The organism is Bacillus sp. WC2503 (assembly GCF_052682895.1).
The window spans coordinates 1505184-1530329 of the sequence record NZ_JBQYMD010000001.1; the positions used below are offsets into that span (position 1 = coordinate 1505184).

Genomic DNA, 25146 nt, shown 5'->3' on the forward strand with positions numbered 1-25146 from the left:
CCTATTACACGAAAGAAAGGAACGAGACAGTGATATGAAACTTGTAATAGACGCAGGTCACGGTGGATATGATTCTGGTGCTGTTGGTAATGGTTTAGTAGAAAAAAACTTAACACTTCAAATAGCGAGACGTGTGCGAGACATTCTATCTGCAAACTACCCAATTACTATTAAAATGACACGTGATAGTGATGTATTTATCTCTTTATCAGAACGTGCTAATATCGCTAATTCTTTTGGAGCAGATTACTTTATCTCATTTCATATAAATAGTGGCGGTGGAACTGGATTTGAAAGTTATATTTATAATGGGTTATCTAACAGTAGCTCCGCATATGCAAAGCAACAAAAAATTCATGCAGCAGTCAATCCTGTATTAACAAAATACGGCCTTCGTGACCGAGGGGCAAAAAAAGCAAATTATGCAGTACTAAGAGAGACTGCAATGGATGCAATTTTAACTGAGACTGCTTTTATTGATACAACGTTTGATGCAAATTTATTGAAAAACCCACAATTTATTGAAGATCTATGTCAAGCATATGTAAACGGAATAGCAGCTATTTTTGGAGTAGCTCCGAATCCAAATCCTCCAAATCCACAACCTCCAAATCCACAACCTCCAAACCCTCAGCCAACACCACAAACGAAGGGAATTGCTTATATACTTGGGAAAAATGTAAATTTAAGAAGTGGCCCATCAACATCATCTTCAGTAATTCGCCAATTAAACTCTCCAGAATCGTATGTCGTATATCAAGAAAGTAACGGATGGTTAGACTTAGGTAACGGACAGTGGGTGTATTATGACCCGTCTTACATTAATTTTGTAAAGACGAGCAATAGTGATGGTAGCGCAATCGGTGTCGCATATATACAAGGAACGAATGTGAATTTAAGAAGTGGTCCATCAACATCTTCTTCAGTAATTCGTAAATTAAATAAACCAGAATCTTATTTAGTATTTATTAATCAAAACAGTTGGTTGAACCTTGGTGGAAATCAGTGGGTGTATAATGATCCATCATATATTAAATATAATCGATATTAGGAAATAAATTTATAATGTAATATGAATGCGTATCTATATATAACATAGATACGCATTTTAAGAACGGCCATTATTTACATACTTATACAGATAGTTTCAAAAAGAAACATTTGAATAACGGATAGAATCTAAATAGTATATATTAAAAAAGTTCTCTGATATACATTGACAATGTATGTAATATACATTAACCTTTAGTTGTTAATGATAATCGATTTCATCTAGGGAGGACATATGTTACATACTAAAAAAATGTTTATGTTCTGCATTATGATACTTATGGTTATAATCGCAGGGTGTAGTAAAGAAGAAAAAAAAGAAAATGATCCATCAGCTAAAGCGAAAGATTCTTATACTGTAAAGCATGCAATGGGGGAAACAACAGTAAATGGTACACCTAAAAAAGTTGTTGTTTTAACAAATGAAGGTGCAGAGGCTCTTCTAGCTGTGGGAGTAACGCCAGTTGGAACTACGAAACCGCGTGCGGGTGATGAATGGTACCCTCATTTAGCGAAAGAGTTAAAAGATACGAAAGTTGTAGGAACTGAGCGTGATATTAATTTAGAGGCAGTAATGAAGCTTAAGCCGGATTTAATTATCGGGAATAAAATGCGTCATGAAAAAATATATGAACAATTGAAAGAAATCGCGCCAACTGTATACGCTGAAACATTGCGTGGAGATTGGAAGGAAAACTTTACGCTCTATACAAAGGCTGTAAATAAAGAAAAAGAAGGTCAAAAGGCAATTGAAGATTATAAAAAGCGTATTGAAGGAATGAAAGAGAAGCTAGGAGATAAATTAAGCTCTAAAGTTTCTATTATTCGCTTCGTTCCAGGTGATGTTCGTATATATCAAAAGAACTCATTCTCAGGTGTTGTTTTAAACGATATTGGATTTAAACGACCACCATTACAAGATAAAGATGAATTTGCGATAAAAGGAATTACAAAAGAACAAATTCCAAATATGGACGGGGACTACTTATTCTATTTCACATCTGATAAAGATGGCGATAAGAAGAATGAAGGAAACACGTTAGCAAAAGAATGGACAGAAGACCCACTCTTTAAGCAGCTACAAGCCTCTAAAAATAATAAAGTATTCCAAGTAGATGAAGTAATTTGGAATACAGCAGGCGGTATTAAAGCAGCAAACCTAATGCTAGATGATATTGAAAAATATTTTCTGAAATAAAGTTGAACCAATCAGGCGATTACGGGCCGTTATCTCCCACCTAACCTTGAGGTGAGAGTTTTACTGCCCGTCAATAGCGGGATAAATGAATGGCTGAGTGCATCACTTTAAATAGGTGATGCATTTTTTATTTATATAAATACAGAAAATTCCTTTTTTTCAGTCGTTTTAAGTTGTACAATAAAATCAATCACGTAATAAAGGAGTGGGAAGGAATGAAAGCTACTCATAAAGATTGGATTTTGTTTAATGGGAGAATTGTAAATACGAAGAAAGAACAGCCGATGGTTGCATTAGAAGAGCGAGGTTTCCAATTTGGTGATGGTATATATGAGGTATTCAGACTATACGATGGGAAGCCACATTTATTAGATTTACATTTGGAGCGTTTTTTTAAATCAATGGAAGAAATTAAACTCATTGCACCATTTACAAAGGAAGAGTTAGTAGAAGAGCTACATCAAATGATTGAAAAAAATCAATTTCAAGAAGATGGTAATGTATATTTACAAATATCAAGAGGTGCTCAAGCAAGAAACCATGTATATGAAAAAGACCTTCAACCAACGTATTTTGCAAATATTGTTTCGTTCCCAAGACCAGTCGCTACGATGGAAGTCGGTATAAAAGTAACGATAGAGGAGGATATAAGATGGAAATTTTGTCATATAAAATCATTAAATCTACTTCCTAATATCATGATTAAAAATAAAATAAATGAACAAGGATATCAAGAAGCGATTTTAGTGCGAGATGGAGTTGTAACAGAGGGATGTCATTCTAATTTTTTCATAGTAAAAAATGATAAACTGATTACACATCCAGCTGATCACTTTATTTTGCATGGTATTACTCGCTATTATGTTATAACATTAGCGAAAGAGTTACATATCGAAGTAGAAGAACGAGAATTTTCATTACAAGAGGTATATGAGGCGGATGAGTGCTTTTTTACAGCGACACCACTCGAAATATTCCCGGTTGTTCAAATTGGCGATGAACAGTTTGCTAGCGGCGAAAGAGGACCAATTACGAAAAAACTACAATCTGCATATGAAGAAAGTATTAGTTTGTTTAAAGTGACAAATTAATAATGAAGAAAAAAGCTGGTATTCCCCCAGCTTTTTTTCATGATATAATTCAAACATAGGACAGGTTTTGAAAACGCTGTAAAAGGGGATTTAATGTATGAATTATGAAGCTTTTAAAGAGGTAATCCACGGAAGAAGAAGTGTTAGAAAGTTTACAGAACAAGAAGTATCTACTAGTGATATAAAAGAAATTATTGATTGCGCTCGTTATGCACCGAGTGATACGAACTCGCAAACGTGGGAGTTCTTAGTCATTATGAATCGAGAGAAAATTAAAGAAATTGAACAAATGACTTGGGATGCATTACATAAACTTGCGGCAAAAGCAGCAGAAAATGGAGAAGAGAAAGCAGGGAAATTACTTACACGTTCTTTCGGGCCATATGCAACAGCTTTCTCTGAGGCACCAGTATTAATCGTATGTTTGGCAACACCTTATGAATCAAAGTTTCGTGAAAAGATATTTGATCCAATTGCCTTCGTTCCGGATGCAGTGTGGGAAGAGGAAGGAATTAAGAGTAGCTGTTTAGCGGCACAAAACTTAATGCTGGCTGCACATGCGAAGGGTCTTGGTACGTGTCCAATGACAGGGCCTGTATTGTTAGCTCAAAAAGAACTAAGACAATATTTCCAAATTGAGACCGAAAAACAAATAAATATGGTTATTTCACTCGGTTATCCGAAAGATAAACCGAAGAAACTTCCAAGAAAAGAAGTAGATGAGATTACAACGTTTATTTTTTAATCACCATATAGAAAAGACATTGAAATAACAATGTCTTTTTATTTTGGATAGGTATGTTATTAATTTGTTGGGCTAAAATGATAAATAAGATAAAATTACTATTTATTTCATTAAAAAAATTAATGTTCTATTAAGGAAAGTATGGTACAGTAATCGTGAGCAAGCTACTAGTATTTGTTCATGAAAGTGTTAAAAATAGTTTTAAAATTACAAAGTTATTTTTGTATAATAAATTATAATGAAATTACAGGGGGGATGAATTTTGAAGAAATTCATAATCGCTGGATTGTCTGTATTGTTATTAGTAGGCTGTGGTGCTCCAAAGGAAAAAGAGGATGCACAGTCAAATCAGGAAGAACAAGTTGTAAATGCGAGTGAGGAGAGTATGGTTGTATTTCCTGAAGGGGCAGTACCAATTGGAGAAGGGATAGTAAAAGTCATTACACCAGATGGTACTTCTGAAAACGGCAACACACCGACTGTATTTATCAAAAAAGATACTTTAATTCAGCAAGTTGAATTAGAACTTTCTAATTTTCAAAACGATAAAGAAACATTCGTATTTGTAGATCAAATATTTGCTGATAAACATCAAGTAACTAGTACAACACAGACAACAGTACAATTAAAAGAAAAGACACTTGAGACAGGTAGTCATACGATTACTGCAGCTCAGTTTGAAAATAATGACCCAAAAGGAAAAGTCATTAGCTTTAATCAAGCGACGTTTGAAACGAAGCCAGCATCTTAATTATGGATAAAAAGTACATTACTTAAAGTAGTAGTGTACTTTTTAATTTGGATATAAATGGGTTGTTGAGAATAATTTGTTTCACTTTCTAGTACGTATGAATAGTAAGAAATTACTCTTTATTACTAAGAAAGAGTAAGAGGTTGAAGGTGTGCAGCGATTTGTTCGTATTATCTTGCTTAGTATGATAATTTCGATAATCTGGTTTACTTTACACGAGGTGGTTGAAGTTACACTCAATTATCAAATCCATGACATGCTAATAGGAACAGTATGTTTTGTCATAGTATATCTGTTTTATGATAAACTTAGATTAAGTTAAGTTTTGCAAGAAAAATGTAGGTATTTCATTTGAAATGTCGAATAGTACATACGATGTCGTAATAACAAATTTTCTATTGTTTATTGTGAAACAGGAGAAGGAGAGATAGTAGTTATGAAACGAGCTCTTATTAATATCGATTATACATATGATTTTGTAGCTGAAAAAGGTGCTTTAACTTGCGGGAAACCAGGTCAAGAAATTGAGAAGGAACTTGTACATATAACGAAGCAATATATTGAAAATGGAGATTATGTAGTGTTTGCAATCGACAAACATGAAGAAAATGATGAATATCATCCAGAAGTAAAGTTGTTCCCTCCTCATAATATAGCAGGTACAAATGGAAGAGACTTATTCGGTGAATTACAAGATGTATACGAAAAATATAAAAATGATGCGAATGTATATTATATGGATAAAACGCGATACAGTGCATTTGCTGGAACAGATCTAGAGATGAAGTTGAGAGAACGAGGAATAGAAGAAGTTCATCTTGTAGGGGTGTGCACTGATATTTGTGTTCTTCATACAGCAGTAGATGCTTATAATAAAGGATTTAAAATTGTTGTATATGAAAAGGCAGTTGCATCTTTTAATGCGCAAGGACATGAATATGCACTTGGACATTTTAAATCTTGTTTACATGCAGAAGTGAAGTGAAAAAGAGGCCTTTGAAAAGGCCTCTTTTTACGTTTAAATTGAGACGACATTTTGCTCAATTAGTTTTTTTATGAACGGGCTAATGTTTTCTGGTAGCCCATTTAAATCAAAAAATTGTACATGTAATGATTCAACTCCGTCAGCTTTTAGCAAGCCACCTTTAATGTCTTTGCAAAGGTAAGCGATTGTTATAGGATAAAATTCATCTCCGTTCGCTAATTTCACAAAAAACTCTTTACCTGAAAATACACTTACTAACTGAAGTATACCAATTTCAATACCTGTTTCTTCAAGTACTTCTCGTCTTCCGGCTTCTTCTGTGGATTCACCAAGTTCCACAAAACCTCCAGGAACACCCCACATGCCATTTCGTCTTTGTTGTAGTAATATTTGTCCTTGGTCATTTAAAACAGCTACAGCAACTCCTGCTAAATTGAGTGGTCTTGATCCAACAATTTCTCTTAGTTCTTCGATATACCCCATTAATTGTAACCTCCGTGAAAAAAGTATCAAATGAATGATTCGGTGTTATGTGAATGTATTCCTTTAAATGAGGTAAGTATTACAAAGTTGTTTATAAAAATTTCTATTGTAATCTCCCTTTAGATTATTAAAAAGGGTATATTTATAGTAAATAGAAAAGGGCATCAGAAGTTGAAAGATTAATGAAAGGGTTATATTGTTGAAGATGTACTAGGGATACAAATACATAGTTAAGAAAGTAAAATGAAAGGTCAGGGGAAAAGTTACGAAAGAAAATTTTGAGATAATTAATAAGGAATTATAATAGATTAGCTCTACATGAAAATTTAAAAAATAAGGAAGTGGATAGATGAGTATATTAGCGTATACGGAGGAGTTTTTTAATTATGTAAGGGAGTTTTTACTATTAAGATTTTTACTATTTGCTTTAGTTCTTATCATTATTTCGTTTGTTATTAATCGCATTATTGATTGGTTTTTTAGAAAGTCCAGCTTTTTTGATGAAGAGGTAGAGCAGACGATTCAAAGTGTCATTCGATCTATTTTTAGATATATCATTATCATCAGTCTAATCATTTATTTAATTAGTCAGTTTGTAGATATAAAAAGTATCATTGCAGGTGCAGGGATAGCGGGAGTTGTCATTGGTTTTGCTGCGCAACAGATGCTAAAAGATGTCATATTAGGCTTTGCGAGATTAGCGGACAAAGAGTTTCGCGTTGGCGATTTTGTTACTTTTAATGGAACAAATTCAGGAACTATTGAGGAAATTAGTATTCGTTTTATGCAAATACGTGAATGGTCAGGAAAACTACTTACCATACCACATGGAGAGATTAGAACGATACAAAATTTTAATAAAGGGTGGATGCGAGTAATTGAACGCATCACGGTAAGTTATCAGGAAGACCCTACAAGAGTTAAGGAATTGTTAGAAGACGTATGTGTGATATGCAATGAAAATTTGGAACAAAGTTTGTATAGAGTAGAGGATGAGGCTGTTGAACCATTTAAATATGTTGGTGTTACAGACTTAAATCCTAACCTTAAATATGTTGGATATGAATTTTGTATTACAGGTTTAATTAAACCAGAAGATTATTTTGAAACTTCTAGACAAGTAAGGTTTGCATTAATGGCTATGTTCCATAAACATCAAGTGCAAATGCCAGCAGCGAATATGTTCGTTACTACTGAAAGTTTGCAGCATATCCGTGGAGAACAATTTTTGTCAGACAATTAAATAAAGCTTTACATTTAGAATTCTGATTTATAGATGTAGATGAGTCTTAGAGGGTTTAAAAGTAACTTCATTACTTGGCGTTGTTCAGTTTAAGAATTACGCGGTCAAAATTTAAAGGGAAAATAAAAAAATGATTGATAAATAAAAAGAGCTGAAGGAATTCAGCTCTTTTTATTTGTAGAATTTAGAAATTTCTTAATGTTATAATGATAGTTGGTGATGAGAATGAACTTTGAAGAAAAAGAGATACATCGTTTAGAAGCATTAAAAGAAATTGCGGAATTGTTAAATGAAGCAACGAATTTACAGGACATGTTAGAAAAAGTTTTACATACATTGTTACAAGTTATGAATTTACAAACAGGGTGGATATTTTTTATTGATGAAAGTGGAAAGCACCGTATGCTTGTAGACGAAAACTTACCACCAGCTCTTACGTGGCAAGAGAAGAAGCCGATGTGTGAAGGAGACTGTTGGTGTGTAGAGCGTTTTGTGAATGGCAGATTAGAAAAAGCGACAAATATTATTGAATGTAAGCGAATAGAAGATGCGATTGAATGTAATTGGGGTGAAACAGAAGATGTTACACATCATGCGACAATTCCGCTTAGGTCCGGATCAGAGAAATTTGGTCTATTAAATGTGGCTGCACCTCATAAGACTCATTTTTCTGAGGAAGAGTTAGCGTTATTAGAAGCGATTGCATTTCAAATTGGAACGACAATACAACGTATTCAATTAGTGGAGAAAGAACGTAAATATGTAGTGGTAGCGGAAAGAAATCGATTGGCTCGTGATTTACATGATTCAGTAAAACAATTGTTATTTTCTATTATGCTAACAGCGAAAGGCACTCTGAATATGACGCAAGATAGAGGTCTGCAAGAGATGTTAAGTTATATTGGAGAATTATCACAAGAAGCATTACAAGAGATGACGCTATTAATTTGGCAATTAAGACCTGAAGGATTAGAGAAGGGATTAGCAGAAGCAATTCAAAATTACGGGAAGTTATTAGGAGTTCAAGTGGAAGTTCGAATTGATGGGATGGTTTCAATTGGGGATGAAATAGAAGAAGTTTTATGGCGTATTAGCCAAGAGGCGCTACATAATTGTAAAAAGCATGCTTCGTGTGAAAAGGTACATGTTCTTTTAAAAATAGAAAATAACCAGTTACATTTTTACATAGAAGACAATGGAATAGGATTTATACAAGAACAAGTAAGGGGATCAGCACTTGGTCTGAAAAGTATGAAGGAACGTATTCAGTTAATGAAGGGATCGTTTCAAATTACAACAGAGCTAAAAAAGGGTACAAAAATAGAAATTCAATTGCCGATTTGAAGGGGAGAATAAGGTTGAAGATTAAACTGCTACTAGTTGAGGATCATCATATCGTTCGAAGAGGACTTGTATTCTTCTTGAAAACGAGAGAAGAATTTGAAATTATTGGGGAAGCGGAAAATGGCGAAAAGGCATTACATTTCGTGCAAAAAGAAAAACCGGATGTCGTGCTAATGGATGTATCGATGCCGAAAATGGATGGAATTGAGGCAACAAAACGTATAAAGCAATACGATGAGACGATAAAGGTACTTATATTAAGTAGTTTTTCAGAGCAAGATTATGTTATACCAGCACTTGAAGCTGGAGCAGACGGTTATCAATTAAAAGAAGTACAACCTGAGCAACTTGTCGCTTCTATTATTGCAGTACATCAAGGAAATGCGAATTTTCACCCGAAAGTAACACCTGCATTAATGGGGCGTTCCGCAGTAAAGAAGGAAATAGAAAATCCTTTTTCAATGTTAACGAAAAGAGAGCAAGAGGTACTTCGCGAAATTGCGAAAGGAAGAAGCAACAAGGAAATTGCAGCAGAGCTTCACATTACAGAACAAACTGTGAAAACGCACGTTTCAAACGTTTTAGCTAAATTGGAAGTAGATGATCGTACACAAGCTGCATTATATGCGGTGAAGTATGGGGGAAACTAGTTATAAGTGTGTCATATGTTAAGGTAACATTTATAGGAACAAATAAATAATAGTATGATACCGAATAAAGGTTTTTCTTCTTTCAATAATTAGGTACAATATAGCTACAATGGAAGGGGAAGATATGCTATGCCTGGAACAAGAAGTGGGATTGGAAAAATTCAGGCTTCGTTAAACGGTTTGTCACCGAAATTGCGAAGTATTGCCGAACATATTTTGAAACATCCACAAGATGTTGTACATAAATCTATTACTGAATTAGCAGAAGTTACGAATAGTTCCGAAGCTACGATATTCCGCTTATGTAAACACCTTGGTTTGCAAGGGTTTCAAGATTTGAAAATTACATTAGCTCGTGAAATTGTACATACACCGATGCAAAATATTCATGAAGAAGTATCAGCAGAAGATAGTATGGTAACAGTTGCTAAAAAAGTTTTTCATTCGCATATTACAGGACTGCAAGATACATTACATTTGTTAAATGACACCGCACTTGAGAAAGCTGTACGAGCTTTGCAAGAAGCGAACCGAATTGAGTTTTACGGAAATGGTGGCTCTGGAATTATTGCGATGGATGCATATCATAAATTTATGAGAACGGGTATTTCTTGTATTGCTCATACAGATTCTCATTTTCAAATTATGGGTGCTGGTTTACTTACAAAAGAAGCAGTAATCATTGCAATTTCTCATTCTGGTAGTAATAAAGGATTATTGGAAGCGTTAGAAGTAGCAAAAGCAAGAGGAGCTTGCATTATTGCAATTACGAGCTATCAGAAATCAGCACTAAGTCAACTTGCTGATATAACACTTTATACTTCAACACGTGAAACAGAATTTCGTACGGAAGCAAGTTCATCACGCTTAGCGCAGCTAAGTTTATTAGATACTTTGTATGTAGGATTGTCGTTGCAACGACAAGAGGAAACACTACAAAATTTACAAAGTATACGTGAAACAATTTCGATGAAGCGAATATAAAAAAGCTCTTCAAATGAAGAGCTTTTTTATATTGGTGGATCGTTTGATTATATAATCTCTAAATGTAGTTGATTTATTTTCCTGTAGAAAAATGCGACCTACTTATATTCATAAACTCTCATCTTTAATTCAGTTAAGAAATCGATTTATGCAATAATTCAAACATTGTTCATAATTTCACAATTTGCTTATGAAATGTCATGTTATGATGAACGTGTAATGATGATTGAACATTTAAATTTGGCGCAATAATTAGCCAAAATAGTGAGGACAGTAGTTGTGAGATGAACTCATTAAAACTCTAAAACACTAAAGGGGAGATCACATATGAAAGCAGTAGTGGTTAATAAAAACAGCAAAGCGAACATCGAGGTTATTGAAAAAGAATTACGTCCGTTACATTCAGGTGAAGCGTTAGTAGATGTAGAGTACTGTGGGGTTTGCCACACTGATTTACACGTTGCGAATCATGATTTTGGTAACACGGATGGCCGCATCCTTGGTCATGAAGGTGTAGGTATTGTTACTAAACTTGCTGATGATGTAACTTCACTTAAAGTTGGTGACCGTGTAAGTATTGCATGGATGTTCCAATCTTGTGGACGTTGTGAATATTGCGTAACTGGTAGAGAGACATTCTGTCGTGAAGTTAAAAATGCTGGTTATTCAGTAGATGGTGGTATGGCTGAACAATGTATCGTTACAGCTGATTATGCAGTGAAAGTACCAGAAGGATTAGATCCTGCTCAAGCATCATCAATTACATGTGCAGGCGTAACTACATATAAAGCTATTAAAGTATCAGATATTAAACCTGGTCAACCTATCGTCATCTATGGTTGTGGTGGATTAGGTAACTTAGCTATCCAATATGCTAAAAACGTATTTGGTGCAAAGGTAATTGCAGTAGATATTAATGATGATAAATTAGCCTTAGCAAAAGAGGTTGGTGCTGATATGACTATCAATCCAATTTCTCAAGGTCCTGCTGATAAGATAGTGCAAGATGAGTTTGGTGGTGCTTATGCTGCTGTAGTAACAGCCGTTTCTAAAGTAGCATTCAACTCAGCGGTTGATGCAGTACGTGCCTGTGGTAAAGTAGTTGCGGTAGGGTTACCAGTAGAAACTATGGATTTAAACATTCCACGACTTGTACTAGACGGAATTGAAGTAGTTGGCTCTCTAGTAGGTACTCGTAAGGATCTCGAAGAGGCATTTATGTTCGGTGCAGAAGGAAAAGTAGTACCGGTTGTTCAAACGTGTTCTCTAGATAAAGTACAAAATGTATTCGAAGAAATGGAACAAGGTAAAATTCAAGGGCGTATGGTAATCGATTTTAAACAGAATAGTTGTGATTGTAAATAATTCATTTTAAATATAAAAAGCATGAGTCTAGCAAAGGTCATGTAAAAAAGTTAGACGGCATAAAAAAGATGATTCCTGTATTCAATAGGGATCATCTTCTTTATATTCTACTAATATCAATGCCAATTCATACTTGATTGAGGAGATATGATTAAAAGTTCACTTTATTTGCAAACGAAAAAGAATCTTTATTTTTAACAAACTTTTTATGATCTGGAACGTTTTGAGTTGCTACAACTTGCGAATCTCTTGCTTTCAGTGCATCTTGAATCCCGATTGTCATAAGCTTAATAAATAGAATCGTAATAAAGAATGAAGCGAGAGTATAAAAAATAATCCACCATGAAAGATTCATTTCATTACGATTTAATCCAATAAGGCCTGCCCAATCATTAGATATAGAAACAGGTCTGAGCACTCCGTCATAGAGTTCACGCATTTGTATCCCGCCAATTACAATGTTAAGCAACGCTAAATGGATAACGAGTATGAGTGTTTGGACGATATGTTCCATGAATAACACAAATAAGCGGTCAAGTAATAAGACTCGTAAGTGTTTTTTGATAATATGAAAACGGCTAGCACCCAGTAATTGTGAACTTAAGATGTAATCTCGTTTCATAAATTCATCCACCTCTGAGGATATATATAAAGAAAGTGTAGGCAGAGCGACGAAAATAAGTACGAGTACTTGATAAAACGTAAATGAAATATTTGGATCTAACCCATCGGCATTTGATGTGATTACAATATTAACGGGCGTGATGAGTATGAATGCGATAAATAGAGTTGGAATATAATAAAAAACTTCTGAGCATGCCTGGAAAAATCTCTTGAGTTTTGGAGCGTATAAACTTAAGAGGATTCCTATACATGTTCCGCATAAAATTCGAAAGAAGCTAATTGCCACGGCTAATAAAATAGTGAATTTTGCTCCTTCTACAATTTGTAAGAAAACAGACTCTCCAAAACGATCAGATCCAAAAGGCGGTATTAACGATGGTGGAAAGGGGGCCTTTCCAAGTAATTCGTTATTGCCATTGTAAAGTAACTGAGGAGGTTTTGGGATGTTATCTTTAAAGAACCAACTATAAATAAAACTAGCTGAAATAAGTATGAATAAATAAGTAAAGCCGATTAAAAAGCGTTTTGATTTCCAAATAGATTTCATAATGTTGCTCCTTTCAATTGATTTTGCCATCTATTCATCATGAATGAGATTATTTGAAAAATGGTATAAAACGGTAAAATAATCATAACAAGTATGATAAATGCAGCTGGTGGTGAAATAAACGCCTTATTAAATAAAAATTGAATAATACCTTGCATATTAAAAACAAATTCTAAAATGAATAAGTTAGACAGTAAGAAAACAAAAATCGTTTTTAAATGATGGAAGAAGTGGATAGATATATTTTTGAATAAATGAATGCATAGTATATAACTTGATGAAAGGCCTTTTCCATATGCAACCTCTACGTAATGTTTTCCATGTTCTTCTTTTATGTATAACACCATCATCCGAAACATTTGTAATGTAGGTAAGACAGCTAAAGATAAAATAGGGAGTAAATAAGCTCGATTTTCATTAAAAGAAATAATGGTGACAGGAGATTCCCCGAATTTCTGAAGTACCCATATGAAAAATATTTGCAAACAAATCATCATCATCATATCAGGGACAGCTTCTAATATGAACACAATTCGGTTTATCCATTTTTTTATATAATCTTTTGCTAAAAAATAAAAAAATGCCATGCTAGAAGATAGAAAGAGCGCAAGTAAAAAGGCTAAAAATAATACAGTAAATGAATATAGGTAAGGTTCTAAAACAGTTGGGAATAATGGTGTTTTTTTGAAACTACCAAATTTCGGGTCTGAGCCGATAACCACTAATGATTCAGGGGAGAAAACCTCTTTTAACATAGTAACGATCTGATTAAAAAAATATATTGGTTGAAAGGTAAATCCTTGTTGAGTGATAAATAAATAAGGTAAATTTAATAATAGTAAGAGTGATAAAAGAATTGATGAAAGCTTAATTGTGAATTGAGTTATTGTATGTAACATTAAATCCCTCCGACATCTTTTTACAACATTATACAATAAATCCTAATTTATTGTTTTATTTTTCTGAAAAATAAGAATTTTTTTGGGTTTAATAATTATAATACGTAATATGCATTTATATGGTAAAAATGTTATATTAAGGAACCGGTCCCTATGTCCATCAAGCAAAATGTGCAGTATTTCCATTTTCGAGGCATTTACTTTTCTTCAGTTGATGGGCATTTGGTGCTATTCCATTGCGATCAAGTTAATAGAACTAAGTTTTCTTAAAATAAAAACCACCGAAATATAGAAGTGATTTTGAACGTAAGGAATTTGTAAGGAAGGAGTAAGAAAAAAGAGATTTTCAATATGTATGATCAAAATATAGAGAAGAACGGGGGGGGAGTAGTTACTATCTATTTATATAAAAACAAATTAATTAATAAAACGCTATGGAAGAAAAGAAGAAATTATAGAAGTTAACAGATATCTGAAGAAGAGGGATTAATCATTTATTAGGTCAGAGGGTTGTTTGAAGAAATAATTGGTGTATAGATGATTGCAAATTCAGTATTGACTTTTATCATTGGGAGGGTTGATAGCTGTGTGATTAGCATATGAGATACCTATCAACCATCAATACAATTTAAATAAGAGGAGAGGAATGCTTTATGAAAAAACGCAGTAAAATTACATGTGCCAGTCTAGCACTTTTAATAGGTGGAAGTTCCCTGTTATACATAACATCAAACTCAATTGTAAAAGCAGAATCTACGCAAAATGTATCTAGTTCGTTACAAACAAGTACTCAAAGCGATCGTACTTCCGTTAAGAACGCAATACGGGATGCACTACAACTTGGATACCCGGGAATACTCGCTAACATTTCTAAGGGTGGTAAAACTTGGAGTTATGCCGCTGGGATAGCGGATGTGAGAACCAAGAAAACAATGAAAGCAGATTTTCGCTTTCGTATTGGCAGTGTGACGAAAACGTTCATTGCAACAGTTCTACTTCAATTATCTGGAGAGAATCGTTTGAATTTAGACGACTCCATTGAAAAATGGTTGCCTGGTGTCATTCAAGGAAACGGATATGATGGTAACCAGATTACGATCCGGCAAATATTGAATCATACAAGTGGTATTGCTGACTATATGAATTCAAAAGACTTCGATATTATGGATACAAAAAAATCGTATACGGCTGAAGAATTTGTAAAGATGGGGATTTCACTTCCCCCAGAATTTGCCCCAGGAAAGGGTTGGTCTTATTCAAACACAGGATACGTATTACTGGGGATCCTTATTGAAAAAGTAACTGGCAACAGCTATGCGGAAGAGATTGAAAATCGGATTATTGAACCGCTTGATTTGTCAAATACATTTCTACCTGGTAATTCAAGCGTAATTCCAGGCACGAAGCATGCCCGTGGCTATATCCAACTAGACGGAGCAAGTGAGCTAAAAGACGTTACGTATATTAACCCAGGTAGCTCGGATGGGGATATGATTTCTACTGCTGACGATTTAAATAAATTCTTTTCATACTTACTCAGTGGTAAATTGCTGAAGGAACAGCAGCTAAATCAAATGCTTACTACAGTTCCCACAGATAGAGAAGGAACGGGATATGGTCTTGGAATCGTTGAATTTAAGCTTCCGAATGGTGTCTCGGTATGGGGACATAGAGGTAGCGTTCTAGGGTTTTCCACTTTTGTTGGTGGAACACTTGGAGGCAAACATACATTGGCCGTCAATTTGAACAGCTTTAACTTTAGTAATCCTGATCCTTTTAAAAGTATTTTACTTGCTGAATTTAGGAAGTAGGCAAAAAGGCGAAATGGATAAGTTTTGTCATAGGTTTATAGTTTAAAATATATCATTTTGGTGCAAAAAACAACTTGCTCTAAAAAATTTAATACTCGTAATTAAGTATAAAAGAACGCTATCGTTTTAAGAAAATATTTCAGGAGGGTTTTATGAAAAAGAAAATGATTACTGCATTTGGTGTTTCTGCTATAATACTGACTAATTTTGTAGGAAGTACTTATGCAGACTCGAAAACAGGAGTTTCTGTTACAGCTCCCTACAATAAAAATCAAATAGCGGAATGGTTAGAAATGCACGCGAAGCCTTTAAGAACAACGAATCCAAATTCACCTTTTAATGATTTAAAACCACTTAAGAATATGGTAGGTTCAGCTTCAATTGTAGGTTTAGGTGAAGCTACGCATGGGGCTCATGAAGTTTTTACGATGAAAAACCGTATTGTGAATTATTTAGTATCTGAAAAGGGCTTTACCAACCTAGTTTTAGAAGAGGGGTGGGACAGAGCTTTAGAACTTGATCGATATGTTCTTACTGGTGAGGGAAATCCAAGCCAACATCTATCACCTGTATTTAAGACGAAAGAAATGTTAGATTTACTTGATTGGATTCGGCAATATAATGCTAATCCAAAACATAAATCTAAAGTGCGTATCATCGGGATGGACATTCAATCAGTAAACGAGAATGTTTATAATAATATAATAGAATATATTAAAAGAACCAATTCAAAACTTGTGCCGAGGATAGAAGAGAAGATAAAAGGTCTTATTCCTGTAACAAAGGATATGAATACTTTTGAAAGCCTTACGAAAGAAGAAAAAGAAAAGTATATTTCAGATGCTAAACAAATTAGTGCTTTATTAGAGGGAAATAAAAGTTATTTAAATGGGAAATCTAAAGAGTTCGCATGGATAAAACAAAATGCTCGTATTATTGAACAGTTTACTACAATGTTAACGTCACCTCCTGATAAACCATCTGATTTATATTTGAAACATGATATCGCAATGTATGAAAATGCGAAGTGGACTGAAGAACATTTAGGAAAAACTATTGTATGGGGGCATAATGGCCACGTTTCGAAAACAAATATGCTTCCTTTTGTATACCCTAAAGTAGCTGGGCAGTATTTAGCAGAGTATTATGGAAAACGGTACGTATCTATTGGAACATCAGTTTATGAAGGACAATACAATGTCAAGAATAGCGATGGTGAATTTGGCCCATATGGAATATTAAAATCGGATGATCCAAACAGTTATAACTACATCTTTGGACAAGTTAAAAAAGATCGATTTTTTATTGATTTACGTAAGGCAAACGGCGTGACAAAAACTTGGTTAAACGAACAACATCCAATTTTCGCTGGAGTAACTACCGAAGGGCCTGATATACCAAAAACAGTTGATATATCATTAGGTAAAGCGTTTGATATACTTGTTCAAATTCAAAAAGTGAGTCCATCTCAACTACATCAATAAATTTAGAATAATGTACCTTAATGAAGTGTAGTGTTAAGTGTCAATAGAGTTGTTTGAATATGTCAGTTAGGTTATTTTCATTAAAGAATTATTAAATGGAATAAATGTTTTTAAATTAGAGACGATGTGGGATAGAAGCACAGTATCATCAAGTTAACAAAATAAAATTCTACCTAAAATGAAAAAATACGCTATTCTTTCTATAGAATCATAGGTGGTCTGGCCCCATTTGGTGAGACAAAGAAAAAACACCTAGATAACATGTTTCCTATAAGCTATAGGTGACATATTATCTAATTTTCTCTGAATCCGTTCATTATTATAGTAGTGGATGTATTCATCCACAGTTTGTATTATACTAGCATTATTCGATTGTTTTATATTTTGCGCATAGAATCCTTCGGATTTCAAATGAGAATGAAAGGATTCTATGAGGGCATTATCATGGCAGTTTCCTGTACGAGACATGCTTGTGATAATGCCTTTTTCTTTGGCATATGTTTGAAATTGTTTTGATGTATACACCTTTCCTTGATCCGAATGTAAAATCGTATCAATCACATTTCGCTTTTTTAAAGCCTCTTTTAGAGTATCTAATACAAGAGAAACATCCTGTGTCTCAGCTATTTTATAACTTACAATTTCATTGTTAAACCCATCTATAATAGATGAAAAATAAAGAGTCTTATTGCCGAACATCAAATATGTGATATCAGTGAACCATTTTTCATTAGGCTTGGTAGCTTTAAATCTCCGTTGTATTCTATTTTTAGCTACCACTGGTTCATGACCGAGTACAAATATCTTTTTCTTTTTTCTAACCCGAGATAATACGTTGTATTTTCTCATGATACGTAATACTTTTTTATGATTCATTACGATGTTAAATTGATCACGTAGACAAGCTGTAACCCGACGATATCCATACCGATATTTATGATGTTGACATATTTCTATTACGGTTTTTTCTTCATGGTTAGTTACTGTTTTCTCCTGCTTTTTCCAACGATAATAAGTAGCACGTGAAATATTAAATATGGAACACAGTTCTGCAATTGTAAAAATTGATTGCCATTCCTTTATCATTTTCATTATTTCTTCTTTTCCTCCCACCTCCTTAAGATTTCTTGGCACTTTTCCAGCAATATAATCTTTGCCTTTAAATAACGTATTTCTAATTCTTTTTGTTCAAGTTCTGTTAACCTTGTTAAGCCTTTTCCATGTGCAGATTGTCTTCCAATAGATTGTTCAAACCGATAGGTTTCGCCTTCACGATACCATTTCATCCAAGTTTTAATTTGAGCCACATGTCTAATTCCTAAGGCATCCATAATTTCTTTATTTTTGAATCCTTGGTGTTTCATTTCAACTACTTTCCACTTTATTTCGGCGGGATAATGCACCTTTTTCCCCATACGAAAAACACCTCCATTAAAATCATAACTGATACTTACGATTTAGAGAGGTGTTTTTTATCGTCTCATTCCCAGGGTTCACTCCAATAGGAAAGGATGGCGTTTTTTGATCTAATCTATTACTACAATTTGTTCAAGGAATTTAAAACTTTTTATGCAAAAATACCTTACGAAATCTTACTAAAAATGTTGGTTTTGTACAATGAACCACATATCCATCAAGCTAAAGAATTAGTTACCCAAAAACTAGAAAAAGAGTGTGTTTTGAAACAAATATGAAGCAATTTTACCGCATGGAAAAGCTAAATATAGTATGTAAATGAAAGGGAATGAGGGAATTTATTTTTCGTTATGAAAAAAATTTTCTTTTTAAAACTTGATTAAAGAAAAAATATTTTATATACTAATTCATGTAAACGGTTTACTAAATCGTATTTTGCTAGAAACGAAGGGAAGATTCGCATGGAAACAAGGGGGAGAGTAATCGGGATTGATATCGGTACCACAAGTACGAAAACGGTTGTATTCACTGAAAACGGTAAAGTCGTTGCATCACATGCAATTGATTATCCAATCATTCAACCGAACGTCGGATGGGCGGAGCAAGATCCTGATGTAATATGTGCCGCTGTATACAAAAGTGTAAGCGTTGCCATTAAAAAAGGTAATGTACTACCAGAAGATATTTCTTCAATCGGTATTAGTACAGCTATGCACGCATTAATTGCAGTAGATGAAAACGGTGCGCCGTTAACGCGTTCTATCATTTGGGCAGATAATCGAAGTACGAAGCAATCAGAAAAATTATTACAACAAATGAATGGGCATGAAATTTATAGACGTACAGGTACACCAATTCATCCGATGTCACCACTTTCTAAATTGTTATGGATGAAAGAAGAGGAACCAGAGTTATATACAAGTGCTTATAAATTCATTTCCATTAAAGAGTATGTGATTTACCAATTATTTTCACGCTACGTAGTTGATTATTCGATTGCTTCTGCTACGGGGTTATTTAATTTAGAAACATTAAACTGGGATGAAGATGTTTTAACTATGTTACATATGTCACCAGAACAATTATCAACACCTGTACCAACTACATATATTTTATCGGGAATGAAACCGGAATTAGCACAAAAAATGGGCATTCATGAAGATACTCCAGTTGTTATTGGTGCGAGTGATGGTGTTCTTGCAAATGTAGGTGTTGGTGCAATATCACCTGGCTCCGCTGCAATTACGATTGGGACAAGTGGTGCGGTTCGAACTATTGCATCGAGTGTTAATACAGATGAAAAAGGAAGAACTTTTTGTTACGCATTAACAGATGAGCACTGGGTTATCGGTGGGCCAACGAATAACGGTGGAATATTACTTAGGTGGTTACGTGATGAATTTGGTAGCCCGGAACAAGAGGTAGCGAGGAAGCTTGGGATTGATCCTTATGATTTATTAATTAAGTATGCGGAAAGTGTACCAGCTGGAGCAGATGGATTACTATTTTTACCGTTTCTATCTGGAGAACGTGCACCCTACTGGAATGCAAATGCTCGAGGTACATTCTTTGGGATAAACCTTCAGCACAAACGAGAACATTTTATACGAGCAGTTATGGAAGGTGTCTGTATGAGTGTATATTCAGTTGCACTTGCAATCCGTGATTGTACAGGACCACTTACTGAAATACGTGTTTCAGGAGGATTTGCGAAGTCTGCATTTTGGAGACAAATGCTCTCCGATATGATGGGAAAAGAATTGCTTGTTCCTGAAAGTCATGAAGCATCTGCGCTTGGGGCAGCGGCACTTGCTTTATATGCGGTAGGAAAAATTGATTCTCTTGACGAGGTGAAGGATTGGATTGATATTGTCCATCACCATGTACCAAATAAAGAAAATACGGCTATTTATTTAGAAATGTTTTATATGTATGAACGACTTTACAATCGATTGAAAGAAGAATTTGATTGTATAGCTGCTTTCCAACGTAAACAATAGGGGGATTGGGAGAAATGGTAGTTGGGATTGTACTAGCGGCAGTTGTCATACTACTTCTACTTATTACAGTAGTGAAATGGCATCCATTTGTCGCATTAATTTTAACAGCAATCGGAGTTGGGCTAGCAATGGGGATGCCCTTGGTTGCAACTTCACCACAACATCCAGGGATTATTGATTCTATTAAATCGGGTCTTGGAAGTACGTTAGGGTTTTTAGCAATTGTTTTAGCATTAGGAACGATGCTTGGGAAAATGATGGCCGAATCTGGCGGTGCTGAACGAATTGCTAACACATTAATTGATCGTTTTGGGAAGAAACGTGTTCACTGGGCAATGATGTTTGTTGCATTTTTAGTAGGGATTCCGGTGTTTTTCCAAGTTGGATTTGTACTATTAATTCCATTAGTATTTACAATCGCCATAGAAACAGGGGTATCACTTATTACAATCGGTATTCCGCTTGTAGCAGGTCTTTCAGTTGTACATGGACTTGTTCCACCACATCCAGCAGCGATGGCAGCGGTAGGTATTTTTAAAGCAGATGTAGGGAAGACAATTTTATATGCATTAATTGTCGGACTTCCAACTGCAATTATTTCGGGGCCGCTTTACGGAAAATGGATCGGTGCTCGTATACATAAAGAAGTGCCGTTAGATATAGCGGAGCAATTTATTGAAAGAGACAAGAAGAAAGAACTTCCTAGCTTCGGAAATACATTGTTTACTATTTTACTTCCAGTATTTCTTATGCTTGGTGCATCCATTGCTGAAGTAGCGTTACATAAAACGAGTCAACTTGCACAAGTGTTACACTTTATTGGAGATCCAATAGTCGCTTTATTAATTGCAACGATTTATTCTTTCTTTAGTCTTGGTTATGCAAAAGGATTTTCTAAAGATAAAGTATTACAATTTACAAATGATTGCTTAGGGCCAATTGCAAACATACTGTTAGTAATTGGTGCTGGTGGTGCGTTTAATAAGGTGTTATTAGATTCTGGAATTGGTACTACAATTGCTGAAATGGCGAAAGAATCACATATTTCACCAATATTACTTGGATGGGGAATTGCAGCACTTATCCGAGTTGCAACGGGATCAGCTACTGTTTCTATGATGACAGCAGCTGGAATTGTAGCACCGATTGCAGCAAGTACACCTGGGGTAAATGTTGAACTACTAGCACTTGCAACAGGCGCAGGGTCATTAATTTTATCACATGTGAATGATTCTGGATTTTGGATGATTAAAGAGTATTTCGGAATGACTGTGAAAGAAACATTATTAACATGGACTGCAATGGAGACGATACTATCAGTTGTAGCACTTGGATTAATTTCGTTATTAAATATATTTGTATAGAATGGGAGATTGATTAATATGAAACTAGGTTTAATTGGATTAGGAAAAATGGGATTCCCATTAGCTGAACACTTACATGAAGACAAGCATGAAGTAGTTGTATACGATGTAAATAAAGAGCTTGTAGAAAAGGCAGGAAAACTAGGAATTACTGCACGTCATACATTAAAAGAAATGATCGCTGAATTAGAAGCTCCTCGTACGATATGGGTAATGGTGCCTGCAGGAGAAGTTGTAGAGTCAGTATTAAAAGATGTGTATCCGTTATTAGATGAAGGTGATATCGTTATTGAAGGTGGAAATTCATTCTATAAAGATACGTTACGCCGTGCTGAAGAAGCAAAAAGCTTCGGATTACATTATGTAGATATCGGTACATCTGGCGGTGTAGAAGGAGCTAGATACGGTGCTTGTTTAATGGTTGGTGGAGAAAAAGAAATTTATTACCAATTAGAACCTTTATTTAAAGATTTAGCAGTAGAAAATGGCTATTCTTATGCTGGCCGCGTTGGTAGTGGTCATTTCTTAAAAATGGTTCATAACGGTATTGAGTACGGCATGATGCAAGCAATCGCTGAAGGATTTGAAGTACTAGATAAGAGTGACTTTGATTTCAATTATGAAGATGTTGCAAAAGTATGGGCGAACGGATCAGTAATCCGCGGTTGGTTAATGGACTTAACTGAAAAAGCATTTGCAGATGATCCTAAACTTGATGGCATTAAAGGTGTAATGAACTCTTCAGGAGAAGGGAAATGGACTGTTGAAACTGCGCTTGAGTTACAAGCAGCGGCACCAGTAATCGCGATGTCATTATTTATGCGCTATCGTTCTCAGGAAGATGATACATTCCACGGAAAAGTAGTTTCAGCACTACGTAATCAGTTCGGTGGACATGAAGTTGTAAAAAAATAAGGATGTTTTTGAAAAGAAACTTGTGCATAAGCGCAAGTTTCTTTTTTATAGTTTAAGAAATTACTAATTTAAAAATACCAATCAATCATCGTTTTTTTGTCACAAATGACAGCTTCAACATTCATTGATTGAACAATATATTCTATATTTTCTTCTTTAGCTAATAATAAGGTTGTAAAGGAATCGTATATACTCATAAACGCATACTCATTGTCTTCTCCAGTAATAATTAACTCATTATTGCTAATGTCCCAAATATCTAATGGAGTAGTATTATTTACCTGTAATAATCCGTTTGTATCAAGAATTGGTTCAGAGAAATATAGATTTTTTGCACCTTTAGAACCGAGGAGTTTAAGTAATTTGTGTAATAAAAATATAGACGTATAATCTTCTGTTGGATAATAAAGATCTTTTTTTAAGTTTGAATGTAGCTTTTCAGCTAAATCCTCTCTTTTATATTCTTCTGAAAAGGCACTAATGGAAGTCAACATGGCCATTGCTAGGTCTGCGTATGAATGTAATCCACTACAAGACATCATTTCCTTCCAATAAACGGATTTCCCATTGTGAATGATTTCTTCAGCGCTAGGATAGATGTGCTCATATGGTCTTTTTCTCACAGACTTTTCCCATCCTAAAGGCATTTGGACAAATGGATGTAGCAATATAGCTGCAGATTTAAAATTACTTGGTAGTTGTTCTAAAATTGGTGATTTGTCATCTAGCCAAATGTAATCCAACAAAATATAACCTCCTTTTAGACTTTGAAATGTACGGATTCCCGTATTATGTTTTTTTGTATTGATTGTATCAAATATAAAGCGAAGCATGAAATATGTCCCAACATAAAAGTAAGAATAAATAAAATGAAGTTTTCATAAATAGTAAAAGGGTGCTTATGTCATCAGTATAGCTAAAAAATGTTGTTACATATGAGAAGAGCGTGTTAATAAAATATGAGGTGGTTAAATGGGAAATGAGCAAGTGAAGTCTGCAAAGGAAGAAAAAAAGTTATGTCTTTGTATGATTGTCAAAAATGAGTCTAGAATTATGGAAAGATGTTTAAATGCAACAAAATCAATTGTAGATTATGTTTCTATTTGTGATACTGGATCGACGGATAATACGCCTGAAATTATTGAAAATTGGTGTAAGGAAAATGAGATACCTGGGACGGTTCATCATGAGCCGTTTAAAAACTTTGGTTATAACAGAAGTTTAGCTGTTTCATTAGCGCAAAAAACATATCCAGAAGCAGATTATTTATTAATATTAGATGCGGATATGATTTTAGAGGTTGATCCGAATTTCGATAAAACGAGCTTAACGGAAGATCATTATCTTACATTGCAATATGATGTTCATATTAAATATTGGCTTACACGTCTTTTGAAAGCTTCTTTACCATGGAAATCTGTCGGTGTTACTCATGAGTATTGGGATATAGATCGCTCAAAAGTTGGAGCGAATTACAATACGAGGGTAGATCGGTTAGAGACTCTTGTCGTGAATGATCCCGGAGATGGCGGGAGTAAAGCTGATAAATTTGAAAGAGATGAGAGGTTGTTGTTACAAGGAATAAACGACCCAGAAACAACGCCAGATTTGCATATAAGATATTTATTTTATTTAGCTCAGACTTATTTTCATTTAAGTCAATTTGAAGATTCGATTAAATGGTATAAAAAACGAGTGGAAGCAGGGGGTTGGGTTGAAGAGGTATTCTATTCGTTATTGCGAATAGGATTTTGTTATGAGCAGTTAGCAAATCGTTCAGCAAATAAACAAAATGAAGTGACAGATGCTGATGAAAAAGAAAATGTTAAAGGGCAAGAAGAGAAATATTTAGCATTAGCTGTTTTTTATTTTCAAAAAGCGTGGGAATATAGACCAACTCGGGCTGAACCATTATACCAACTTGCAAGGTTGTATCGATTACGATCTCAAAACAATATTGCTTTGATGTATGCTCTGCAAGGGAAGGAAATTCCTTTTCCAAAGGATGATCTTTTATTTGTAGATTATCATGTGTATGATTACTTATTTGACTATGAAATTTCTATTAGTGCTTTCTATATACCTCATAAAAAACATTTAGGGGCGGTGTCGCAAAAGTATTTGGAATCGATTAAAGAAGAGATTCCATTTCATATAGCAAATGTAGTAGAGAATAATGCGAAATTTTATTAAATAC

The 25146-nt window shown here is 34.4% G+C and carries 22 protein-coding genes; 17 read left to right on the plus strand and 5 right to left on the minus strand.

What is annotated here, in order from left to right; all coding sequences use genetic code 11:
- Positions 1–34: 34 nt before the first annotated feature.
- The 6 genes from ACUN26_RS07945 to ACUN26_RS07970 all read left to right on the plus strand — a co-directional run bounded on the left by ACUN26_RS07945 (position 35) and on the right by ACUN26_RS07970 (position 5820).
- Entirely contained in the window at positions 35–1051 is a 1017-nt protein-coding gene (locus tag ACUN26_RS07945) for an N-acetylmuramoyl-L-alanine amidase (protein ID WP_000779880.1), read from the plus strand.
- A gap of 234 nt (positions 1052–1285) precedes the next feature.
- Entirely contained in the window at positions 1286–2248 is a 963-nt protein-coding gene (locus ACUN26_RS07950; protein ID WP_000903334.1) for an ABC transporter substrate-binding protein, read from the plus strand.
- Positions 2249–2463: 215 nt separating this feature from the next.
- Entirely contained in the window at positions 2464–3339 is an 876-nt protein-coding gene (gene dat / locus ACUN26_RS07955) for a D-amino-acid transaminase (protein ID WP_000648382.1), read from the plus strand.
- A gap of 97 nt (positions 3340–3436) precedes the next feature.
- Complete coding sequence (locus ACUN26_RS07960; protein WP_001105130.1) at positions 3437–4084, plus strand: nitroreductase family protein; 648 nt, start codon at positions 3437–3439, stop codon at positions 4082–4084.
- A 262-nt stretch (positions 4085–4346) separates the two neighbouring features.
- Positions 4347–4835: a hypothetical protein gene (locus tag ACUN26_RS07965; protein WP_000713449.1), complete on the plus strand. Its 489-nt coding sequence runs from the start codon at positions 4347–4349 to the stop codon at positions 4833–4835.
- Positions 4836–5271: 436 nt separating this feature from the next.
- A complete protein-coding gene (locus ACUN26_RS07970) occupies positions 5272–5820 on the plus strand; it encodes a cysteine hydrolase family protein (RefSeq protein WP_000816780.1) in 549 nt (182 codons plus the stop codon).
- 33 nt (positions 5821–5853) lie between these two features.
- Here ACUN26_RS07970 and ACUN26_RS07975 read toward each other — a convergent pair whose 3' ends face one another.
- Positions 5854–6303 (minus strand): NUDIX hydrolase, encoded by a 450-nt coding sequence (locus tag ACUN26_RS07975; RefSeq protein ID WP_000540499.1) that lies wholly within the window; start codon positions 6301–6303, stop codon positions 5854–5856.
- Between the two features lie 349 nt (positions 6304–6652).
- Here ACUN26_RS07975 and ACUN26_RS07980 point away from each other — a divergent pair, with 349 nt between their 5' ends.
- From ACUN26_RS07980 to adhP, 5 genes are all read left to right on the plus strand, one after another.
- Entirely contained in the window at positions 6653–7546 is an 894-nt protein-coding gene (locus tag ACUN26_RS07980; RefSeq protein WP_000025244.1) for a mechanosensitive ion channel family protein, read from the plus strand.
- Positions 7547–7792: 246 nt separating this feature from the next.
- Positions 7793–8890 carry a GAF domain-containing sensor histidine kinase gene (casK, locus tag ACUN26_RS07985; protein WP_220388544.1) on the plus strand — a complete coding sequence of 366 codons (1098 nt, stop codon included), beginning with the start codon at positions 7793–7795 and terminating at the stop codon, positions 8888–8890.
- A 14-nt stretch (positions 8891–8904) separates the two neighbouring features.
- Positions 8905–9540 (plus strand): two-component system response regulator CasR, encoded by a 636-nt coding sequence (casR, locus tag ACUN26_RS07990; protein WP_000694638.1) that lies wholly within the window; start codon positions 8905–8907, stop codon positions 9538–9540.
- 129 nt (positions 9541–9669) lie between these two features.
- Positions 9670–10524 (plus strand): MurR/RpiR family transcriptional regulator, encoded by an 855-nt coding sequence (locus ACUN26_RS07995; RefSeq protein ID WP_001119636.1) that lies wholly within the window; start codon positions 9670–9672, stop codon positions 10522–10524.
- 327 nt (positions 10525–10851) lie between these two features.
- Positions 10852–11889: an alcohol dehydrogenase AdhP gene (gene adhP, locus ACUN26_RS08000; protein ID WP_000649126.1), complete on the plus strand. Its 1038-nt coding sequence runs from the start codon at positions 10852–10854 to the stop codon at positions 11887–11889.
- Between the two features lie 151 nt (positions 11890–12040).
- Here adhP and ACUN26_RS08005 read toward each other — a convergent pair whose 3' ends face one another.
- Both ACUN26_RS08005 and ACUN26_RS08010 read right to left on the minus strand, forming a co-directional pair.
- Positions 12041–13060: an ABC transporter permease gene (locus tag ACUN26_RS08005; protein WP_000836580.1), complete on the minus strand. Its 1020-nt coding sequence runs from the start codon at positions 13058–13060 to the stop codon at positions 12041–12043.
- Positions 13057–13959, minus strand: a complete 903-nt coding sequence (locus ACUN26_RS08010; protein WP_000903312.1) for an ABC transporter permease subunit — start codon at positions 13957–13959, stop codon at positions 13057–13059. Before ACUN26_RS08010 ends, ACUN26_RS08005 begins: the two co-directional genes overlap by 4 nt.
- A 653-nt stretch (positions 13960–14612) precedes the next feature.
- Between ACUN26_RS08010 and ACUN26_RS08015 the strand changes: the two genes are divergently transcribed.
- Both ACUN26_RS08015 and ACUN26_RS08020 read left to right on the plus strand, forming a co-directional pair.
- Positions 14613–15770, plus strand: coding sequence for a serine hydrolase domain-containing protein (locus ACUN26_RS08015; RefSeq protein ID WP_000747391.1), 1158 nt, complete (start codon positions 14613–14615; stop codon positions 15768–15770).
- A gap of 152 nt (positions 15771–15922) precedes the next feature.
- The gene (locus ACUN26_RS08020) at positions 15923–17254 is read left to right on the plus strand and encodes an erythromycin esterase family protein (RefSeq protein WP_000728397.1); all 1332 of its coding nucleotides are present in this window, start codon (positions 15923–15925) and stop codon (positions 17252–17254) included.
- A 252-nt stretch (positions 17255–17506) separates the two neighbouring features.
- Here the strand turns inward: ACUN26_RS08020 and ACUN26_RS08025 are convergent.
- A protein-coding gene (locus tag ACUN26_RS08025; RefSeq protein ID WP_096001585.1) for an IS3 family transposase occupies positions 17507–18669 on the minus strand; the annotation gives its coding sequence in 2 pieces (ribosomal slippage) (positions 17507–18402 and positions 18402–18669; 1164 coding nt in all).
- 462 nt (positions 18670–19131) lie between these two features.
- Here ACUN26_RS08025 and gntK point away from each other — a divergent pair.
- From gntK to gnd, 3 genes are read left to right on the plus strand one after another with little or no spacing between them, the layout of a single operon-like run.
- The gene (gene gntK, locus ACUN26_RS08030) at positions 19132–20670 is read left to right on the plus strand and encodes a gluconokinase (protein ID WP_000450022.1); all 1539 of its coding nucleotides are present in this window, start codon (positions 19132–19134) and stop codon (positions 20668–20670) included.
- Between the two features lie 14 nt (positions 20671–20684).
- Complete coding sequence (locus tag ACUN26_RS08035) at positions 20685–22034, plus strand: GntP family permease (RefSeq protein WP_000260212.1); 1350 nt, start codon at positions 20685–20687, stop codon at positions 22032–22034.
- A gap of 18 nt (positions 22035–22052) precedes the next feature.
- Positions 22053–22949, plus strand: coding sequence for a phosphogluconate dehydrogenase (NAD(+)-dependent, decarboxylating) (gene gnd / locus ACUN26_RS08040; RefSeq protein ID WP_000765983.1), 897 nt, complete (start codon positions 22053–22055; stop codon positions 22947–22949).
- A 68-nt stretch (positions 22950–23017) separates the two neighbouring features.
- On the opposite strand, the gene ACUN26_RS08045 is transcribed toward gnd, so the two are convergent.
- Positions 23018–23782: a DUF2711 domain-containing protein gene (locus ACUN26_RS08045; protein WP_002038629.1), complete on the minus strand. Its 765-nt coding sequence runs from the start codon at positions 23780–23782 to the stop codon at positions 23018–23020.
- 139 nt (positions 23783–23921) lie between these two features.
- On the opposite strand from ACUN26_RS08045, the gene ACUN26_RS08050 reads away from it, so the two are divergent.
- Positions 23922–25142 (plus strand): glycosyltransferase, encoded by a 1221-nt coding sequence (locus tag ACUN26_RS08050; protein WP_000526215.1) that lies wholly within the window; start codon positions 23922–23924, stop codon positions 25140–25142.
- Positions 25143–25146: the final 4 nt, after the last annotated feature.

Bases quoted from the DNA above. Each gene is read 5' to 3' on its own strand.
- ACUN26_RS07945 (WP_000779880.1), top strand. From the start codon at position 35: ATGAAACTTGTAATAGACGCAGGTCACGGTGGATATGATTCTGGTGCT.
- ACUN26_RS07950 (WP_000903334.1), top strand. From the start codon at position 1,286: ATGTTACATACTAAAAAAATGTTTATGTTCTGCATTATGATACTTATG.
- dat (WP_000648382.1), top strand. From the start codon at position 2,464: ATGAAAGCTACTCATAAAGATTGGATTTTGTTTAATGGGAGAATTGTA.
- ACUN26_RS07960 (WP_001105130.1), top strand. From the start codon at position 3,437: ATGAATTATGAAGCTTTTAAAGAGGTAATCCACGGAAGAAGAAGTGTT.
- ACUN26_RS07970 (WP_000816780.1), top strand. From the start codon at position 5,272: ATGAAACGAGCTCTTATTAATATCGATTATACATATGATTTTGTAGCT.
- ACUN26_RS07975 (WP_000540499.1), bottom strand. From the start codon at position 6,303: ATGGGGTATATCGAAGAACTAAGAGAAATTGTTGGATCAAGACCACTC.
- ACUN26_RS07980 (WP_000025244.1), top strand. From the start codon at position 6,653: ATGAGTATATTAGCGTATACGGAGGAGTTTTTTAATTATGTAAGGGAG.
- ACUN26_RS07995 (WP_001119636.1), top strand. From the start codon at position 9,670: ATGCCTGGAACAAGAAGTGGGATTGGAAAAATTCAGGCTTCGTTAAAC.
- adhP (WP_000649126.1), top strand. From the start codon at position 10,852: ATGAAAGCAGTAGTGGTTAATAAAAACAGCAAAGCGAACATCGAGGTT.
- ACUN26_RS08005 (WP_000836580.1), bottom strand. From the start codon at position 13,060: ATGAAATCTATTTGGAAATCAAAACGCTTTTTAATCGGCTTTACTTAT.
- ACUN26_RS08010 (WP_000903312.1), bottom strand. From the start codon at position 13,959: ATGTTACATACAATAACTCAATTCACAATTAAGCTTTCATCAATTCTT.
- ACUN26_RS08015 (WP_000747391.1), top strand. From the start codon at position 14,613: ATGAAAAAACGCAGTAAAATTACATGTGCCAGTCTAGCACTTTTAATA.
- ACUN26_RS08020 (WP_000728397.1), top strand. From the start codon at position 15,923: ATGAAAAAGAAAATGATTACTGCATTTGGTGTTTCTGCTATAATACTG.
- gntK (WP_000450022.1), top strand. From the start codon at position 19,132: ATGGAAACAAGGGGGAGAGTAATCGGGATTGATATCGGTACCACAAGT.
- ACUN26_RS08035 (WP_000260212.1), top strand. From the start codon at position 20,685: ATGGTAGTTGGGATTGTACTAGCGGCAGTTGTCATACTACTTCTACTT.
- gnd (WP_000765983.1), top strand. From the start codon at position 22,053: ATGAAACTAGGTTTAATTGGATTAGGAAAAATGGGATTCCCATTAGCT.
- ACUN26_RS08045 (WP_002038629.1), bottom strand. From the start codon at position 23,782: ATGCTTCGCTTTATATTTGATACAATCAATACAAAAAAACATAATACG.
- ACUN26_RS08050 (WP_000526215.1), top strand. From the start codon at position 23,922: ATGGGAAATGAGCAAGTGAAGTCTGCAAAGGAAGAAAAAAAGTTATGT.